Annotated in this window: 11 protein-coding genes and 1 pseudogene; 5 read left to right on the top strand and 7 right to left on the bottom strand. The window is 70.8% G+C overall.

The features are described 5' to 3' along the window. The first annotated feature begins 71 nt into the window (after positions 1-71). Positions 72-2,597, top strand: a complete 2,526-nt coding sequence (locus tag IG84_RS0133600) for a hypothetical protein (protein WP_031065904.1) — start codon at positions 72-74, stop codon at positions 2,595-2,597. 19 nt (positions 2,598-2,616) lie between these two features. Here the strand turns inward: IG84_RS0133600 and IG84_RS42455 are convergent, their stop codons facing one another. The 7 genes and pseudogenes from IG84_RS42455 to IG84_RS0133565 all read right to left on the bottom strand — a co-directional run bounded on the left by IG84_RS42455 (position 2,617) and on the right by IG84_RS0133565 (position 13,459). After that, the gene (locus IG84_RS42455; RefSeq protein WP_031066073.1) at positions 2,617-3,672 is read right to left on the bottom strand and encodes an ABC transporter ATP-binding protein; all 1,056 of its coding nucleotides are present in this window, start codon (positions 3,670-3,672) and stop codon (positions 2,617-2,619) included. A 24-nt stretch (positions 3,673-3,696) separates the two neighbouring features. Beyond that, positions 3,697-4,569, bottom strand: a pseudogene (locus IG84_RS42450) (ABC transporter ATP-binding protein); the annotation flags it as partial. A gap of 38 nt (positions 4,570-4,607) precedes the next feature. Then, entirely contained in the window at positions 4,608-5,516 is a 909-nt protein-coding gene (locus IG84_RS0133585) for an ABC transporter permease (RefSeq protein ID WP_245659698.1), read from the bottom strand. A gap of 1 nt (position 5,517) precedes the next feature. Beyond that, positions 5,518-6,441, bottom strand: a complete 924-nt coding sequence (locus tag IG84_RS0133580) for an ABC transporter permease (RefSeq protein ID WP_031065900.1) — start codon at positions 6,439-6,441, stop codon at positions 5,518-5,520. A gap of 132 nt (positions 6,442-6,573) precedes the next feature. Then, a complete protein-coding gene (locus IG84_RS0133575) occupies positions 6,574-8,202 on the bottom strand; it encodes a peptide ABC transporter substrate-binding protein (RefSeq protein WP_031065896.1) in 1,629 nt (542 codons plus the stop codon). Between the two features lie 468 nt (positions 8,203-8,670). Continuing rightward, entirely contained in the window at positions 8,671-10,578 is a 1,908-nt protein-coding gene (gene typA, locus IG84_RS0133570; RefSeq protein ID WP_031065892.1) for a translational GTPase TypA, read from the bottom strand. A gap of 148 nt (positions 10,579-10,726) precedes the next feature. Then, a complete protein-coding gene (locus IG84_RS0133565) occupies positions 10,727-13,459 on the bottom strand; it encodes an ABC transporter substrate-binding protein (protein WP_031065889.1) in 2,733 nt (910 codons plus the stop codon). Positions 13,460-13,767: 308 nt separating this feature from the next. On the opposite strand from IG84_RS0133565, the gene IG84_RS0133560 reads away from it, so the two are divergent. The 4 genes from IG84_RS0133560 to IG84_RS0133545 all read left to right on the top strand — a co-directional run bounded on the left by IG84_RS0133560 (position 13,768) and on the right by IG84_RS0133545 (position 17,727). Continuing rightward, entirely contained in the window at positions 13,768-14,079 is a 312-nt protein-coding gene (locus IG84_RS0133560) for a hypothetical protein (RefSeq protein ID WP_031065885.1), read from the top strand. Positions 14,080-14,142: 63 nt separating this feature from the next. Further along, positions 14,143-14,970, top strand: coding sequence for a hypothetical protein (locus IG84_RS0133555; protein WP_031065882.1), 828 nt, complete (start codon positions 14,143-14,145; stop codon positions 14,968-14,970). A 25-nt stretch (positions 14,971-14,995) separates the two neighbouring features. Continuing rightward, the gene (locus IG84_RS0133550; protein WP_031065881.1) at positions 14,996-16,957 is read left to right on the top strand and encodes a fumarate reductase/succinate dehydrogenase flavoprotein subunit; all 1,962 of its coding nucleotides are present in this window, start codon (positions 14,996-14,998) and stop codon (positions 16,955-16,957) included. After that, positions 16,954-17,727, top strand: a complete 774-nt coding sequence (locus IG84_RS0133545) for a succinate dehydrogenase/fumarate reductase iron-sulfur subunit (RefSeq protein ID WP_031065879.1) — start codon at positions 16,954-16,956, stop codon at positions 17,725-17,727. The genes IG84_RS0133550 and IG84_RS0133545 overlap by 4 nt, the downstream gene beginning before the upstream one ends. Positions 17,728-17,744 lie beyond the last annotated feature (17 nt).

Genomic DNA, 17,744 nt, shown 5'->3' with positions numbered 1-17,744 from the left:
CGCTGCGGCTCACGGTAGTACGGGAGTTGACGTCATCGGGGGAGCACGTGGACGCGGGTACCGATCCCAGATTGCTGCTGAGCATGCCGCGGCAGCAGGGCTCATGGACGAGCCAGCGCGAGTTGCTCGCGGAAGCGCAGCGGCTGCTGCCGCAGGTACTGGAACTCGCCGGTTTCCGGGCCGAGCTGAAGCACGACGACGGGCGCCCGTTCTTCGACGCGCTGCATGTCTCCGGACAGTCGATCTCCGTCTGGGTGGACGCGGTGCCGCTCCCGGACGGCACGGTGGCGCGTACGTTCATCAACACGACCTCCGAGCACTACATGGTGCACGCGTCCGACCGCCTGCCCCTCGACCAGCTGGGGCGGGTGCTCTCCCAGGGCGCGGGCGAGTTCCTGGCCGGCCGGGAACGGTCCAGCGCCGGTCTCGCCCCTGTGGTGCGGGACATGCTCCAGAACGGGGCGGAGCTGCCGTCCGATGCGGAGCTGTCCGCGACGGACCGAGGACAGATCGGGCAGCTCAACTGGCTCGCACAGCAGCTCTCCGACCCTTCGCTCCCGGTGGAACAGAGGGCCGGGATACGGGCGGAGCTGTCAGGTCTGATCGACCGGTGCGGCCTGCGGCCGACAGCGGCACTCGACGAGAGCGAAGCGTTCGCCCAGAGCGCCATGGACGCCCGCATCCGGCTCGGCTACGCACGTGACCATCTCTCGTCCGACGCCGAACGGCTGACGGACGACCTCGCCCACCCCATAGAACACCTCTCCCCCCAAGACGCCGCCGCCCTGCACGCGTTCCGGGAGGCGGAGGCGCTGGCCGCGCGGGAGGTGCGGACCGTCCTTGGAGGGCGGGTGGTGTCGGTCGCGCTGCCGGAGGCGGACGCGCCGGCGAGTGCCATGGCCGAGACCGCCGAGCAGGAGGCCGCGGCGCGGAGCGCCCGGAGCGCGGCCACCGAGCGGCAGATGCGGGACGAGGCGCTGTGGCACGGCGGCAGAGTGGAGCCGCGCCCGGTGATGATCGGGGGCGGCGCCGCGCTGACCGGCCGCGACGAGGACATGCTGCTGGTCGACGCGGTCGGGCGCTGGCATCTGGACCCGGGCGCGGGGCTCGTACAGTCCGCCGACCAGGACCGCGACCTGCGGCGCGTCGGGCTCGATCCCTACGCGGTCGGCGGGCCCACCGACCGGGTGTCCATCCTGGCGACCCGCGCGTGGGAGGACCGGCTGGCGGCGCGTGGGCCGCTGGTGGACGGGTACGGACAGCTCGCGCTGGACAAGCACGGCAGGCTCGTGACGCGGATCGAGCCGCTGAGCGGCGGCGAGCCGCTCACGGTCGAGGTGGCCGGTACACCGGTCATCGCCACGGGGCTGACGCCGGAGGTCGTGCCGGGTGTCGCACGCGACGACAACCGCCGCGGTGTCCGGGGCGTGGAGAGCCTGGGCGAGGCGGTGCGTCTCCTGGGCGAGCGCGTGCCCGAGCTGCGGGAGCGGCTCCACGAAGCGGAGCGCTCGGGCGGCGGTGCCGCCGCCGTACTGCGCATGCTGGACGAGGAGGCGGTCCGGGGACGGCTGGGTGACAGTAAGACCGTGCAGGGCGAGACGGTGGACGGCATCCGCCAGACGCTGGAGGCCACACAGAAGTGGGAGGACGCCCGCGCGGCCGCGCCCGGGCGGGCGCTGATGGGCGACGAGGTCGCCGACAACCGGTTCGACCCGCGCGCCGCCCAGCACTGGATCATCGCGGGATCGGGCGGCACCGGCGTGGCCAACGCGGAGATCATCCTGGAGCAGAACCCGGACGCACGCGTCACCATCCTGGGCGGCAACACCCCGCCCGCGCTCAACCATCAGGTGCAGTACCGGGAGATGACGGGGGACAGCTCCGGGTACGGTGACCGGCTGACCATCGAGCAGGCCCGGCTGGGCGCAGTGGAGACCGTGCCGGGGCCGGACGGGAAGCAGCTCTTCCGGGTGCCGTTCACGGACCGGGACGGCAACGTGACGGAGGTGCTCGCCGACGGGTACGTCGCCAGCCTCGGCCGTACGAATCCACTGCCGCCGGTCACCCGAGAACTCGCGGACCGCGTGCGGGAGGCGGGCGGCAAGGTCGAGGGCACGCTGCTCTTCGACGAGCACCAGCAGTACCTGGGGTACGGGCTGACCTTTCCGGTGGACGGCAAGGAGCACCGCGTGGACGTGACCGGCGCGGCCTCCTGGCAGTTGCCGCGACAGGTGTTCGACCAGCAGACGGTCGGCGAGCTGAACAGGATGGGCGTGCGCCAGATCCCGTCGGAGAGCGCCAACGCCGCTCCCGGGTTCGCGCCGGTCGCGCACCAGGCCGCCGCCTTCGCGACGGCGCGGGCGACGGACTCGGTGCAGCGGCTGCCCGGGGTACCGGAGCGGTGGGTGGGGCCGCGGCCGCCGGCCCCGGAGACCGGGACCCACGGCCCGGCCAAGGCCGAAGCCGCGCCGCCGGTGTGGCAGACCGGCATGCCGCCCGGGCCGTCCAAGGGCCCGGCCGCGGCACGCCCCGTACAGGCCCCGGCCGCCGGGCCGGCGCCGGAACCGCCCCGGCCGGACAAGGGCCTCGGAATGTAGGCGGCCCACGCCGCCCCCGCTACGCCGCCCCCACCACGTCCTTCTCCTCCGCGAAGTGGCAGGCCGACTCGTGCGCGGCGAGCGAGCCGGTGTCCTTCAGCGCCTCGGGGACGGCGAGGAGCGGCGTCTCCTCGGCGCACTTGTCCTGCGCCTTCCAGCAGCGGGTGCGGAACCGGCAGCCCGAGGGCGGGTTTGCCGGGGACGGCACGTCGCCGCTGAGGATGATCCGCTCGCGGCCGCCGCGCGCCTCCGGGTCGGGGACCGGTACGGCCGAGAGCAGGGCCTGGGTGTACGGGTGCGTCGGGTGCTCGTAGATCTCCTCGTCCGTGCCGATCTCGGCCATCTTCCCGAGGTACATCACGCCGACGCGGTCGGAGATGTGCCGGACGACCGAGAGGTCGTGCGCGATGAAGAGGTACGAGAGCTCGAACTCGTCCTGGAGGCGTTCCATCAGATTGACGACCTGCGCCTGGACCGAGACGTCGAGCGCGGAGACCGGCTCGTCGCAGATGATGATCTCGGGGTTGAGCGCGAGGCCGCGGGCGATGCCGATGCGCTGGCGCTGGCCGCCGGAGAACTGGTGCGGGTACCGGTTGAGGTACTCCGGGTTCAGCCCGACCACGTCCAGCAGCTCCTGGACCTTGCGGCGGCGGTCGCCCTTCGGGGCCACCTCGGGGTGGATGTCGAAGGGCTCGCCGATGATGTCGCCGACCGTCATGCGCGGGTTGAGCGAGGTGTAGGGGTCCTGAAAGACCATCTGGATGTTGCGGCGGACGGCCTTCAGGGCGCGCCCCGTGAGCTTGGTGATGTCCTCGCCCTTGTAGAAGACCTCACCGGCGGTCGCCCGCTCCAGGTTCATCAGCAGCTTGGCGACGGTGGACTTGCCGCAGCCGGACTCACCCACGATGCCGAGCGTCTCGCCGCGGTACAGGTCGAAGGAGATCCCGTCGACCGCCTTGACCGCGCCGACCTGCTTCTTGAACAGGACGCCCTGGGTGAGCGGGAAGTGCTTCACCAGGTTGCGGACCTGGAGGATCGGCTCGCGGTCCGCGTTCTTCGTGACGGGCTCAGCCATGGAGCGTCTCCTTCCAGAAGTGGCACGCGCTGCCGCGGCCGGCAGGCCCTTGATCGCGTACAGCTCCTGGCCCTTCTGGTCCAGGCGCGGGATGGAGTCCAGCAGGCCGCGGGTGTAGGGGTGCGCGGGGGTCTTGTACAGCTCGCCCACGGGTGCGTGCTCGACGATCCGGCCCGCGTACATCACCGCGATCTTGTCGGCCACGTCCGCGACCACGCCGAGGTCGTGGGTGATCAGGATGAGCCCCATGTTGTACTCGCGCTGCAGCTCCGCGAGCAGGTCCATGACCTGGGCCTGGACGGTCACATCGAGGGCCGTGGTGGGCTCGTCGGCGATGATCAGGTCCGGTTCGAGGGCGAGCGCCATCGCGATCATGATGCGCTGGCGCATACCGCCGGAGAACTGGTGCGGGTAGTCCCCCACCCGGCTCTTCGCCGCCGGGATCTTGACCTTGTCCATCAGCTCGATGGCCTTGGCCTTGGCGTCCTTCTTGGACAGGCCCTGGTGGACGCGGAACATCTCGCCGAGCTGGTAGCCGACGGAGAGCACCGGGTTCAGGGAGGACAGCGCGTCCTGGAAGATCATGGCGATCTTGGCGCCGCGGATCTTCCGGCGCTGCTCGCCGGACATCGTCAGCATGTCCTGGCCGCGGAAGAGGATCTCGCCCTGCGGGATCTTCGCCGGCGGCATGTCGAGGATGCCCATGATCGCCTGGGCGGTCACGGACTTGCCGGAGCCCGACTCGCCGAGCACGGCGAGCGTCTCGCCCGCGCTCACGCTGTAGTTGACGCCGTTGACGGCCTTGACGACGCCGTCCCGGGTGTGGAATTCGACGTGCAGGTCGCGGACCTGGAGCAGCGGCGAACCGGCCGCTTCCGGGGTCCGCGGGCCGGGCACGGCCGCGGTCTTCTCGGTGGTGGTCACGTACGCCTCCCTCAGCGCAGCTTGGGGTCGAGGGCGTCGCGCACCGCGTCGCCGAGCATGATGAACGCCAGCACCGTAAGAGACAGCGCGCCCGCCGGGTACAGCAGGGTGTGCGGGGCGTTGCGGATCTGGGTGGCGGCCTGGGAGATGTCGATGCCCCAGGAGACCGTCGGCGGCTTCAGGCCGACGCCGAGGAACGACAGGGTGGCCTCCAGCGAGATGTACGTACCGAGCGCGATGGTCGCCACGACGATGACGGGCGCCAGCGCGTTCGGGGCGATGTGCCGGAGCAGCATGCGCGGGGTGGACGCGCCGAGCGCGCGGGCCGCCTGGACGTAGTCCTGCTGCTTGGCGGTGATCACCGCGCCACGCGCGATACGGGCGATCTGCGGCCAGCCGAGTACGGCCATCAGCAGCACGACCGTGAAGATCGAGCCGCCCTTGACGACGGACAGGAAGACGATGCCGCCGAGCAGGATCGGGATGCCGAAGAAGATGTCGCCGATCCGGGAGAGCAGCGAGTCCCACCAGCCGCCGAAGAAACCGGCGAGACCGCCCATGACGCAGCCGAGGACGGCGGCGAGGAGGGTGGTGCAGATGCCGACGGTGACGGAGGCGCGGGCGCCGTAGACCGTACGGGCGTAGACGTCGCAGCCCTGCTTGTCGAAGCCGAAGGGGTGGCCGGGGGCCGCGCCCTGGGCGGACTTGGAGACGTCGCAGGCGTACGGGCTGGTGCTCGTCATGATGGACGGCCAGATCGAGACGACGACCAGGAAGAGGATCAGTACGGCGGAGATGTAGAAGATCGGGTTGCGGCGCAGGTCCCGCCAGGCGTCGCCCCAGAGGGAGCGGGCCTTCTCGGCCTGCTCGGGCACGGACTCGACGGCGGCCACGGCTTCATCGGCCGCTGTCTTGGTCATCTCAGGCATACCGGATCCTCGGGTCCAGGACCGCGTAGAGCAGGTCGACGAGCAGGTTGGCGGCGAGGAAGACGACCACGAGCACGGTCACGAAGCCGACGACCGTCGGCGCGTTCTGCCGCAGGATGCCCTGGTAGAGCTGGTAGCCGACGCCCTGGAGGTTGAAGATCCGCTCGGTGACGATGGCGCCGGCCATCAGGCCGCCGATGTCGGTGCCGAGGAAGGTGACGACCGGGATCAGGGAGTTGCGCAGCAGGTGCACGCTGATCACGCGGCGGCGCGGCAGGCCCTTGGCGGTGGCGGTGCGGATGTAGTCGGAGCGGATGTTCTCCGCGATGGAGGTGCGGGTCAGCCGGGCCACGTACGCCAGCGAGACGCCCGCGAGGACGATACCGGGCAGGATCAGCTCCTCGAAGCGCACCTCGGTGGAGACCGACGGGGGCAGCGCGCCCCACTTCACGCCGACGAAGTACTGCAGCAGGTAGCCGGTGACGAAGGTCGGGATGGAGATCACGAACAGGGTGAGGACCAGCACGCCCGTGTCGATCAGGCGGCCGCGGCGCATGCCCGCGACGACGCCGAGCGCCACGCCCACCACCAGCTCGATGACGAAGGCGACCAGGGTGAGCTGGATGGTGTTGGGGAAGGCGTCCCCCATCAGCTCGATGACCGGCCGGCCGTTGAAGGCGGTGCCGAAGTCGCCCTGGAAGATGCCCGCCATGTACTGCAGGTACTGGCTCCACAGCGGGTCGTTCAGGTGCAGGGACTCCCGGATCTGGGCGGCTGTGGCCGGGTCGGGGGTCCGGTCTCCGAACATGGCCGCGACGGGATCGCCGAGCGCGTAGACCATGACGAAGATCAGGAAAGTGGTGCCGATGAAGACGGGCACCATCTGGAGCAGTCGTCGCACGACGTAGCGCCCCATGTGTCCTCCAGAAGTGCGCCGACGCGGGGGCAGCCGGGCCCGCGGGCCTCATGGACGAGGCGCGGGTGACCGGCTGCTCCCTGCCGCCGTGAGCGGTTGGTTCGGTGCGGCCCGCTCAGGGGCTGCGTCGGGTCAGCTCTTGACCTTGATCTGGGTGTAGACCGGGACGCTGAAGGCGTCGAGCGAGACGTTGGAGACGTTCTGCGACCAGCCGGCGACGCCGTTCTGGTAGAAGAGCGGGATGGCGACCATGTCGTCGAACACCAGCTTCTCGGCGTCCTGGTAGAGCTTGGTCGCCTTCTTGGTGTCCGGCTCGCTCGCGGCCTGCTTCAGCAGGTCGTCGAACTTCTTGTTGCTCCAGTGCGAGTCGTTGGAGCTGGCGCCGGTGGCGTACAGCGGCGTCAGGAAGTTCTCGATCTGCGGGTAGTCCATCTGCCAGCCGGCGCGGAAGGCGCTGGTCATCTCGCCCTTGGTGATCTGGCTGCGGAAGTCGCCGAAGGTGCCCACGGGGTTGCCCACGCACGCCTTGTCGTCGCCCAGCACCTTGTTGACGCTGTTGCAGATCGCGTCCACCCACTCCTTGTGGGAGTCCTTGTCCGCGTTGTAGCTGATGGTCATCTTCCCGCCGGGCAGGCCGCCGCCGTCCTTGATGAGCTTCTTGGCCTCGGTGGGGTTGTACGTGCAGGCGTCGCCGCAGATGTCCTTGGAGTAGCCGTTGGCGGCACCGAGCACCGGGGAGGTGAGGTCGGTGGCCGGCGTCCGCGTGCCGTTGTAGATCTTCTCGGTGATCTGCTTGCGGTCGATCGCCATGGAGATGCCCTTGCGGACCTTCTCCATGCCCGGCTTGCTCCACGCGCCCTTGTCGAGCGGGAAGGTGATGGTCTGGTTGATGCCGGCCGGCTGGGAGACGTAGTTGCCCTGCAGGTCGGTCTTGGCGTTCTTGATCTGCTCGGCGGGCAGGCTGTCGAGCACGTCGATGTTGCCGGCCTGCAGGTCGGAGTAGGCGGTGTTGGAGTCCGTGTAGACCTTCAGCAGCACGCCCTTGTTCTGCGGCTTGTCGTCGCCCCGGTACTTCTTGTTGGGCACGAGCTTCATCTGCGTGCCCTTCTGGTACGAGTCGACCGCGTAGGGGCCGTTGCCGATGGGCTTGTCCAGGTAGCCCTTGTGGTCCGTGAAGAACTTCTTCGGCAGCGGCGCGAACGCCTTGTAGCCCAGGCGGACCGGCCAGGTCGACATCTTCTGGGTCAGCTTGACCGTGAAGGTGTGGTCGTCGACGACCTTCAGGCCCGACAGGGTCTTCGCGGTCGGCTTGCCCTTTGCCGGGGCGACCTTGTCGAAGCCCTCGATGTCGGCGAAGAAGTAGCTGTTCTTCTGCTGGTTGGTCGCCAGCGCGCCGTAATTCCAGGCGTCGACGAAGGAGTTGGCGGTAAGCGGCTCGCCGTTGGAGAACGTCAGGCCCTTCTTCACCTTGATGGTGAAGGTCTGCTGGTCCTTCGTCTCGATGGACTCGGCGGCGTCGTTCTGGGCCGCGCCGGTCTTCGGGTCGTACTTCTTGAGGTTCTGGAAGATCATGTCCAGGACCTTGCCGCCCTGCACCTCAGTGGTGTTGGCGGGCTCCAGCGGGTTCTGCGGGTCGCCCCAGGCGGACCGTACGACTCCGGCCTCGGAACCCCCGCTGTCACCGCTCCCGCCGCACGCCGTCACACCGAGGGCGATGGCTATGGCTCCCGCGACCCAAGTAGCGCTTCTGGCACCGCGCATGGGACTGCCTCCTCATGAGTCCATTCTTGACATGGAAAGGAGCCGGCCGTCCGCTGACACCCCTGGCAGCGCGGCGACCAGCCCCCGATGCTCGTGAGTCGGCGCCTTCACAGCGCGTGACCCATTGACCCGAGCTCAATGCCCCCATCCTTAGTCACGTTCGCCCCATAAGCCACGAGTCTCTGGTCTCGGTTTGATCACATCCCGGAGATCTACGTCCGGAAACCGGACAAACCAATCCATCCAGACGGGAAGGAATCGGACCCCCAACTGCCCGGAGGGCGCCGCCCGTCCACTATTCGGCCACCCGGCGGGGGTCGCGGACGACCATCGGCGTCTTGACGGGGCAACCACTGCTGCGATAGCGGACGCGAGGCCGGATGGTCACACAGCGTGCATACGACAGCGCCCCGCCGGACAGAAGTCCGGCGGGGCGCTGGGGAGTCGGCCTGCGGGGCCTTAAGACCGTCAGCCGTGCTTGGCGCGCGAGGCGGCGCGGGCGCGCTCACGCGCGTCCAGGTTCACCTTGCGGATGCGGACGGCCTCCGGGGTGACCTCGACGCACTCGTCGTCGCGGCAGAACTCCAGGGACTGCTCCAGGGAGAGCTTGCGCGGCGGCACGATCGCCTCGAAGGAATCGGCCGAGGAGGAGCGCATGTTGGTGAGCTTCTTCTCCTTGGTGATGTTGACGTCCATGTCGTCGGCGCGGCTGTTCTCGCCGACGATCATGCCCTCGTACACCTCGGTGCCGGGCTCGGTGAAGAGCACACCGCGCTCCTGGAGGTTGGTCATCGCGAAGGCGGTGACCACACCGGCGCGGTCGGCGACCAGGGAGCCGTTGTTACGGGTCGTCAGCGTGCCGAACCAGGGCTCGTGGCCCTCGTGGATCGAGTGCGCGATGCCGGTGCCGCGGGTGTTGGTCAGGAACTCCGTACGGAAGCCGATCAGACCGCGGGACGGCACGATGAACTCCATGCGGACCCAGCCGGAGCCGTGGTTGGACATGTTGTCCATCCGGCCCTTGCGAACGCCCATGAGCTGCGTGACCGCGCCCATGTGCTCCTCGGGCACGTCGATGGTCATGCGCTCGGTCGGCTCGTAGGTCTTGCCGTCGACCTCCTTGGTGACCACCTGCGGCTTGCCGATGGTCATCTCGAAGCCCTCACGGCGCATCTGCTCGACCAGGATGGCCAGCGCCAGCTCACCGCGGCCCTGCACCTCCCAGGCGTCGGGGCGCTCGGTGTCCAGCACGCGCAGCGAGACGTTACCGATCAGCTCGCGCTCCAGGCGGTCCTTCACCTGGCGGGCGGTGACCTTGCGGTCCTTGACCGCGGCCTTGGCGTCCGCGCCCTTGCCCGTGCCGCCGCGGCCGACCAGCGGCGAGGTGTTCGTACCGATGGTCATCGAGATCGCGGGCTCGTCGACCGTGATCAGCGGCAGCGCGATCGGGTTCTCCGGGTCGGCCAGCGTCTCGCCGATCATGATGTCGGGGATACCGGCGACGGCGCAGATGTCACCGGGGCCCGCCACCTCGGCCGGCTTGCGGGTCAGCGCCTCGGTCATCATCAGCTCGGTGATGCGGACGTTGGAGATGGTGCCGTCGCGCTTGATCCACGCGACGGTCTGGCCCTTCTTCAGCTCGCCCTGCTCGACGCGGAGCAGCGCGATACGGCCGAGGAAGTTGTCCGCGTCGAGGTTGGTGACGTGGGCCTGCAGCGGCGCGGTCTCGTCGTACTCGGGGGCCGGGACGGTCTCCAGCAGCGTGGTGAAGAACGGCTCCAGGTTCGTGCTGTCGGCCGGGACGGTGCCGTCCTCCGGCTTGGTCAGCGACGCGACGCCGTCACGGGCGCAGGCGTAGACGATCGGGAACTCGATCTGCTCCTCGTCCGCGTCCAGGTCCAGGAACAGGTCGTACGTCTCGTCGACGACCTCGGCGATCCGGGAGTCGGGGCGGTCGGTCTTGTTGATGCACAGGATGACCGGCATCTTCGCGGCCAGCGCCTTGCGCAGCACGAAGCGGGTCTGCGGCAGCGGGCCCTCGGAGGCGTCGACCAGCAGGACGACCGCGTCGACCATCGACAGACCGCGCTCGACCTCACCGCCGAAGTCGGCGTGGCCGGGGGTGTCGATGATGTTGATCGTGATCGGGTCCCCGCCGTCCTTGGGGTGATACTTCACCGCCGTGTTCTTGGCGAGGATCGTGATGCCCTTCTCACGCTCCAGGTCGTTGGAGTCCATCATGCGCTCGTCGAGGTTCTCGGCGGCGTGCGCGGCGAAGGCTCCCGCCTGCTTGAGCATGGCGTCGACAAGGGTGGTCTTGCCGTGGTCGACGTGGGCGACGATGGCGACGTTACGAATGTCGTGGCGCGTGGGCACTTGCGGCGCTTCTCCCGGAATTGTGGTTGACGGCGCGTACGGTCCGGCACGCGCGCCCGCCGGGCATGCAGACGCCACGGCCTCATCCCATGGTACGGGGCTGGCGCGGCATCGGCCGCCCCAGCCCGCTCGCACCCATGCTGACCTGCTATTTCTTGTAGCCGATGTCCTGATACACGGGCGATGCGAAGCCAAAAGCGCCCACATTGGCGAGCTGGGACCTGGCCGCGACGAGCTGCGGCTGCCGGTACAGCGGGATCGATCCTGCAGCCGCCCAGATCCGCTGGTCGGCCTGGGCCACGAGGTCCCGGGCCGCGTCCGGGTCGAGCTCGGCGGACGCCTGGTCGAAGAGCTGGTCGATCCGGTCGGTGCCGACCCGGGTGTAGTTATGCTCGACGGTCAGCGAGCCGTCGGCGGCGGGCCGGGGCTTGGCGTAGATGGGCCGGGCGTCGGTGGCCGGGTAGGCGCTGCCGGGCCAGGAGTAGAGCGCCAGGTCGTAGTCCCCGGACGCGATGTGGTCCTCGAAGTAGCTCTTGTCGGCCACCTTCTGGACGCTCGTCCGTACCCCGATCTTCCGCAGCATTTCGGAGATCCGGTCGGCGACCGTACGGAGCTGCGCGGTGCCGGGGCCGTCGGGCAGGACGAAGCGCAGCATGAGCGGCCGGCCGTTCTTCTTCACGAAGACGGCGCTCTTGCGGGCAGCGGCGTCGTCCTTGCCGTGCGCGTGCCCGCCGCCCTTGCCGGTCCTGGCGCCCTCGTCGGCCATGCCTGCCTCGTCGGCCTTGTCGGCCTTGCCGCCGTGGCTGTTCTTCTCGTCGTCCGCGCCCGGCGCGTTCCCGGCCTGGGCGCCGCCCTGGGCGGCCGGCCGCTCCCGCGCCGGGGCGCCGTCCGCGCGCTCCGTCGCGGCCGCCAGCCGGTTCCGCTCGGCGGCGGCCGCGGCCTCCCGGGCCTGGACGGCGCTGAGCGGGCCGGCCGGGCCCGTTCCCGCGACCTCCCGGCCCGCGCCCGGCTTGGTGTCGTCCCAGCCCGGCTGCCCGGCGCCGGCCGCGAGCGCGGTGGTCTGCTGCTGTGCGGCCTCCGCGAGCACGTCGGCCGCGTCCCAGGCGTCCGCCGCCCGGCCGCTCGCCCGCTCGTACGACGCGTACGCCGCCGACCCGGTGTCCCCCGCGGCGTGCCGCCGGCCGGCGCGCGCCGCCGCGTCGTACAGCGCCGCGCTCTGCCGCAGCAGCGCCACCCTCTGGAGCCCGGCGGACCCGGCGCCGGTCAGCGCGGAGAGGGGGGCGGTACCGGCGGGGAAGCCGGCCGCCGCCGGACGGTCGGTACCGGAGCGGGCGGGGCCGCCGTGCGGCTGCCGGGCGCCGGCGGAGCCACCGGCGTCCTCGCGCCCGGCGGCTCGCTGCCCGTTCCCGTCGTCCGTCCGCCCGTTCTCCCCGTCCGTCCGCCCGCCCTCCGCGGCGCTGCGCCGCTCCGGTGCCTCGCGCTCGCCGGGCTGTGCGTCGGTCTTCTCCTCGGCGCCGCCCTCCGGCATCCGCCAGCCCGCGTCGGCCAGCAGCGCCTGCGCGGCCCCGGTGTCCTGGCCGCCCAGCGCGCCGCTGTTGTCGCGGTACCCGGGCTGCCCGGCGAGCAGCAGATGGCTGCCGACCGGCGCCGCGGGCAGCCCGAGCGGGCCCAGTACCTCCTTGGCCAGCGTGCCGCGGTCGATGGCGCGGGCCACCGCGCGGCGGACCCGCTCGTCGGTGAGCGGCCCGGTGCTGCCGTTGAGGGCGAGCTGTGTGAAGGACGGAGAGAGGGCGCGGTGGACGGTGTAGCCGCGCAGGTGTGCGCGGCGCTCGGCGGCGGCCGCTGCCTCCTTGCGGTGCTTCTGCTCCGCCGTGCGCTCGGCGTCGGTGCCGCGGGCCAGTGCCTGGTGGCGCAGCGCGTCGGCGGAGACGGCGCCGCGCGGCGCGTCGTCCCCGACGGCGGCCTGCTGGTTCCCGCCGCCCGCCGTGGTCAGCTCCTTGGCCGTGCCACGGTCGATCTCCGCGACGTCGATCTTCCCCTTGGCCAGCGCGGCGGGCCGCTTCGTGACGGGCAGCTCGGTCAGCACGATCTTCTTCAGCCGGGCCCGGCCGCCCCACCACTCCGCGTTCCGTACGAGGGTGACCGTGCCGGCGCGGGCGTCCCGCTCCCGCACCCGGAACGGCCCGGCGCTGCTCGCGAGCTTCTTGCGCGCGCCGTCGTTGAACGCCGCCGGGCTGCCCATGACGCTCTTCGGGTACAGCGGCGTGAAGAGCGACTGCCAGTCGGCGTACGGGCGGTCGAAGGTCACCCGGACCTCGCCGGAACCGTCGCCCGGTTCGACCTTCTCGATGCGGTCGTAGCCGGCGTTGCGCGCCGTCCAGTACGCGGCGTTCCTGCCGCGCAGCGCCTTCCACTGGGCGGCGAAGTCGGCCGCCGAGACCTTCCGGCCGTCGCTCCAGCGCGCCGCGGGGTTCAGGGCGTACCGCACGACCTGCTTCGGCTCGCGCTGGGTGACCTCGGCGGCCTTGAGGTAGTCCGGGTTGCGCTGCGGTACGCCGTCGGCGTCCAGGGTGAACAGCGCGGGCAGCACGGCGCCCGCCACCGTGTCCGTGCTCTCGCCGGCGTCCGCCTGGAAGGCGTTGAAGGTACGGGGGAGCTCGTCCACGGCCCAGCGCACCGTGCCGCCGTCGCGCAGCGTCGCCGGGGCGGCCGGGGCGATGTCCTGGCTGCCGGCGCCGGCGGGCCGCGGCTCGTCGCCGCTGCAGCCGGCCAGTACGGGCAGCGGGAGCAGCGCGCCCGCGGTGAGGAGCGCGACCCGGCGGCGCCCGCGGCCCGCCGTCCGGCCGCCGTTCGCGCCCTGCGGTCCGACGTCGTCGGTCATCACTGTTACCTCCGGGCTCGCCCGCGCGGCGGCGCCGCCGCTGATCACATTCGGCCGACTTTGCGGCTCATCACATCTATGGCCCGTCCACTCAAAACGACGGCGCGCCGCGCGGCCCGGCGACACGGCGGGCGTACTCCCCAAGGCCACCCGCCCGGCCCAACGCGTTCCGGTACGACCGGTCACGCCCCCCTATGCGCCATCGTGACCCGGAATACCGGCGAATCCCTTCCCAACCGCGACTGTGACGCGCGACACTCGCAGGCGCATGAGATTGCCGACCGCACCCTCGGAAGTGAGGGCTCGTCATGTCCTTGCACGATGATCTGACGGCTGTGCAGCGCAGCCTGGACGACCTGGTCCGCTCGGTGGGACGCCTGGAACAGCGGGTCGGCGGCGGGCTGGAGATACGCCGGGTCCGCAGCGACACCGAGCATCTGCGCGAGAGTCTCGAACTGCTGCGTGCTCAGGCCGCGCCCGATGCCGGCGACCGGCCGGTGCCGACCGCGGGGCGCGCGGTGTCCGACATGGTGACCATCCCGGACGCCCCCTACGACGCCTCCCTGTGGACCGACGCCGAGGACGAGGGACTGGGCGCCCGCGACCGCCGCGCGCCGTAGCGGCCGGCCGCCCCCCCGGACGCCCCCCTTCAGTCCGTCACCCCCCGCTCACGGAGACCGACGTTGGCCACAGGCACAGAACCCTCATCCACGACCGGCGCGAGCGGGGTGCACGGCCCCGCTCGCGCCGCCATCCCCGCCCGTCACCTGCGCACCGAGCGCTGGTGGCTGTACCCGGCGAGCACCGCGGCCGGACTGCTCGCGTTCGTCGTGTACTCGACGTGGCGGGCGTTCGCGAACGCCGACTACTACCACGCGCCCTACGTCTCGCCGTTCTACTCCCCCTGCCTCGCGGAGAACTGCGAGACGATGCGCGCAGGCCCCAACTGGGAGATCTTCGGTAGCTGGTGGGGCCTGTCCCCCGCGCTGCTGATCCTGATCTTCCCGCTGGGCTTCCGGCTGACCTGCTACTACTACCGCAAGGCGTACTACCGCGGCTTCTGGGCCTCGCCGCCGGCCTGCGCGGTCGCCGAGCCGCACAAGAGCTACAGCGGCGAGACCCGCTTCCCGCTGATCCTGCAGAACATCCACCGGTACTTCTTCTACGCCGCGCTGCTGGTCGCGGGCGTGCTGACGTACGACACCGTCCTCGCCTTCCGCGACGAGAGCTACGCCTGGGGCCATATGGGCCTGGGCAGCCTGGTCTTCCTCGTCAACATCGTGCTGATCTGGGCGTACACCCTCTCCTGCCACTCCTGCCGGCACATCGTCGGCGGCCGCCTGAAGCACTTCTCCAAGCATCCGGTGCGGTACCGGCTGTGGGGCTGGGTCGGGAAGCTCAACGCCCGGCACGCGGTACTCGCCTGGGCCTCGCTGATCAGCGTGGCCGCCGCCGACTTCTACGTCTACCTGCTGTCCGTCGGGGCCTTCGACGATCCGCGGTTCTTCTAGAGCTTCCAGGAAGGTGCGCACTTTCATGACGCAAGTCGAACGGCAGGGCTGGGACGTGGTCGTGGTGGGCGCGGGCGGCGCCGGGCTGCGGGCCGCCATCGAGGCCCGCGAGCAGGGCATGCGGACGGCGGTGATCTGCAAGTCGCTCTTCGGCAAGGCCCATACGGTCATGGCCGAGGGCGGCATCGCGGCCAGCATGGGGAACGTCAACGAGGGCGACAACTGGAAGGTCCATTTCCGCGACACCATGCGCGGGGGCAAGTTCCTGAACCACTGGCGGATGGCCGAGCTGCACGCGCGCGAGGCCCCGGACCGGGTCTGGGAGCTGGAGACCTGGGGCGCGCTCTTCGACCGCACGCCGGACGGGCGGATCTCGCAGCGCAACTTCGGCGGGCACGAGTACCCGCGCCTCGCGCACGTCGGCGACCGTACGGGCCTGGAGCTGATCCGCACCCTCCAGCAGAAGATCGTCTCCCTGCAGCAGGAGGACGAGCGGGAGTTCGGCACGTACGACGCGCGCCTGAAGGTGTTCCAGGAGTGCACGGTCACCCGGATCTTGAAAGAACACAGCCTCAAGCAGGACGGCCGGGTCGCGGGAGCGTTCTGTTACGAGCGCGAGTCCGGCCGCTTCTTCGTCCTGGAGGCCCCGGCCGTCGTCCTCGCCACCGGCGGCATCGGCAAGTCCTTCAAGGTCACCTCGAACTCCTGGGAGTACACCGGCGACGGCCACGCCCTCGCGCTGCTCGCCGGGGCACCGCTGGTGAACATGGAGTTCGTGCAGTTCCACCCGACCGGCATGGTCTGGCCGCCGTCGGTGAAGGGCATCCTCGTCACCGAGTCCGTGCGCGGCGACGGCGGCGTGCTGCGCAACAGCGACGGCAAGCGCTTCATGTTCGACTACGTCCCGGACGTCTTCAAGGAGAAGTACGCGCAGTCCGAGGACGAGGGCGACCGCTGGTACGAGGACCCGGACAACAACCGCCGGCCGCCCGAGCTGCTGCCCCGCGACGAGGTCGCGCGGGCCATCAACTCCGAGGTCAAGGCGGGCCGTGGCTCCCCGCACGGCGGCGTCTTCCTGGACGTCTCCACGCGGATGCCCGCCGAGGTGATCCGCCGCCGGCTGCCCTCCATGCACCACCAGTTCAAGGAACTGGCGGACGTGGACATCACGGCCGAGGCGATGGAGGTCGGGCCGACCTGCCACTACGTGATGGGCGGCGTGGACGTCGACCCGGACACCGCGGCGGCGGCCGGCGTGCCCGGGCTGTTCGCCGCGGGCGAGGTGGCCGGCGGTATGCACGGCTCCAACCGGCTCGGCGGCAACTCCCTCTCCGACCTGCTGGTCTTCGGGCGGCGGGCCGGGCTGTACGCGGCGGAGTACGCCGCGGCGCTGGTGAGCGGCGAGCGGCCCGCCGTGGACCCGCGGGAGATCGAGGCGGCCGAGGCGGAGGCGCTGCGGCCGTTCAGCGCGGAGGGCGCCGACCCGCTGCACACCGGGGGCCCGGCGGAGAATCCGTACACGCTCCACCAGGAGCTCCAGCAGGCGATGAACGACCTGGTGGGCATCATCCGGCGGCAGCCGGAGATGGAGCAGGCGCTGGACAAGCTGGCGGACCTGCGGGTGCGGGCGCGGCGGGCCGGGGTGGAGGGCCACCGGCAGTACAACCCCGGCTGGCACCTCTCCATCGACCTGCGGAACATGCTGCTGGTCAGCGAGTGCGTGGCGCGGGCCGCGCTGGAGCGCCGGGAGAGCCGCGGCGGCCACACCCGCGACGACCACCCGGAGATGGACCGCCGCTGGCGCCGCGTCAACCTGCTGTGCCGACTGGCCACGAACGACGGCCGCCCGGGGCTCCCCGAGGATCCGGCGCTCGCCCACATCCGGCTGGAACGGCGGGAGACGCCGGCGATCCGCGCCGACCTGCTGGAGCTGTTCGAGCGGGACGAACTGGCGAAGTACCTGACGGACGAGGAGCTGAGCTCGTGAGTTCGTACGACGCGCACTTCAGGGTGTGGCGGGGGGACGCGGCGGGCGGCAGCCTCGGCGACTTCACCGTCGAGGTGAACGAGGGCGAGGTGGTGCTGGACATCATCCACCGGCTGCAGGCCACCCAGGCGCCGGACCTGGCCGTGCGCTGGAACTGCAAGGCCGGCAAGTGCGGCTCGTGCAGCGCGGAGATCAACGGCCGGCCGCGGCTGATGTGCATGACGCGGATGTCCGTCTTCGACCGTGCGGAGACCGTCACGGTCACCCCGATGCGGGCCTTCCCCGTCGTCCGCGACCTGGTCACGGACGTCTCCTTCAACTACGCCAAGGCCCGCGAGGTGCCCTCCTTCGTACCGCCCGCCGACCTCAAGCCCGGCGAGTACCGGATGCGGCAGGAGGACGTGGGGCGCTCGCAGGAGTTCCGGAAGTGCATCGAGTGCTTCCTCTGCCAGGACACCTGCCATGTCGTCCGCGACCACGAGGAGAACAAGGAGGCGTTCGCGGGCCCCCGCTTCCTGATGCGCGTCGCCGAACTGGACATGCACCCGCTGGACGCCGCGTCCGAGGTGGGCCTGGACCGCAAGAGCACCGCCCAGGACGACCACGGCCTGGGCTACTGCAACATCACCAAGTGCTGCACCGAGGTCTGCCCCGAGAACATCCGCATCACGGACAACGCACTGATCCCGCTCAAGGAGCGTGCGGCGGACCGCAAGTACGACCCACTGATCTGGCTGGGGAAGACGATCCGGCGACGCCGGTCGGGGTGACCCGGCCGGCCGCGCCG

This window comes from Streptomyces ochraceiscleroticus (assembly GCF_000720485.1).
Taxonomy (GTDB): domain Bacteria; phylum Actinomycetota; class Actinomycetes; order Streptomycetales; family Streptomycetaceae; genus Streptomyces; species Streptomyces ochraceiscleroticus.
The sequence above is the reverse complement of the archived record's forward strand: the minus strand, read 5'-3'. Positions and strand labels throughout refer to the sequence as shown.